This is a genomic window from Ferrovibrio sp. (genome assembly GCF_036381655.1).
GTDB lineage: Bacteria > Pseudomonadota > Alphaproteobacteria > Ferrovibrionales > Ferrovibrionaceae > Ferrovibrio.
The window spans coordinates 1-1,260 of sequence record NZ_DASVCJ010000049.1; the positions used below are offsets into that span (position 1 = coordinate 1).

Below are 1,260 nucleotides of genomic sequence, written 5' to 3' on the forward strand. Positions count from 1 at the left end.
CTCGTACCACTGGGCGAAGGCGAGATCGGCGTTGAGCGCCTGCAAGCTGCTGGCGTCCGTCCGACGCAGCACCTGCGCCTGAGTGGCGGACAATCCTGCAATCGCGCCGATGCGCGCATTCTCGCGGATGACCGCGACCGCCACCGCTTCTGCGACGGCGTTAGGATCGGCCTTGATCGAATCGGCCACGCTCGGCCCAAGAATCTGGCCAAGCTCGGTGCCCGAGCCGTACTGCCCGACGCCGCCAAGGAATATCGTGCCCTGATTTTTGCCGGTGCTCGTCAGGATGTACCCGCCGAGCGCATTCGCGGAGAGCGTGCCGCCGATGGACGCGACGATGCTGCCGACCGTATCCGCGATGCCCTTGGCCAGCTCGTTCGTCGCGCCGATATTGCCCCCGGCCCGCGTCCATTCGGTGAGGCCGCCGCCGAGATCGAACGACGTGACGGCCTGCGGCGTCTTCTTCTTGCCGCCGAAGAGACCGCCGAGCACGTTGCCGAGCAGACCGCCGACGACGCCGCCGATCGGCCCGCCGATGGCCGTCCCGAGCAGCGCGCCTCCACCGCCGAATGCGGCCTGTCCGAAATTGCCGGAGATCAATCCGGGCAGGGCGCTCCCGAGGAACGGCAGGAATGCGTCGGCCAGGAACGTCGAGCCCAGGAACTGCCCGCCAGAGCCGAGAATGCCGGAGGTCGGCAGGATCTTCCCGTTCTGCGCGGCCCCGAACAGCCATTGGCCGATGCCCGAGCCGGAGCCGAGGAATTCCTTCCCGACGCCGAACAGATCGCCGATGCCCACGCCGCCCGGCAGGCCGCCGGAGGTCGGCAGGAGGCCCATCCCGCCCGCGATAGAGCCGAGGCCCACACCGCCGAGAATTCCAGCCACGACCGGACGGAACACCAGAAGCGCCGCGATCTCCGCGGCGAGGCGGGTGAAGATCGACTTGATGCCAGAGGCCAGATCCTTGAACGAGTCGATCCCGCCGTCGAACACATCCTGGAAGAAGTCGGTGAATGAGTCCTGGATGCCCTCTAGCGCGTTCTCGAACGGCTTGCGCATGACCTCGGCCTCCCGCTCGGCCATGCGCTCGCGCTCGCGCGCGGCTTTCTCCGCCGCCTCCTTGGCCGCACGAAAGGCCGGGTCGGCCTCCTTCAGCGCGCGGTTCAAACGCTCGGCATTCTCGGCAGAGAGCTGAAAGCCGTTTGCCGCGGCGATTTCCAGAGCGCGGTTGATGTCCTGAACCTGCTGCTCGTACCGCTC

General features: G+C 67.6%; 1 pseudogene. It reads right to left on the reverse strand.

The features are described 5' to 3' along the window. A pseudogene (locus tag VF194_RS09910) lies at positions 1-1,260 on the reverse strand (hypothetical protein); the annotation flags it as partial.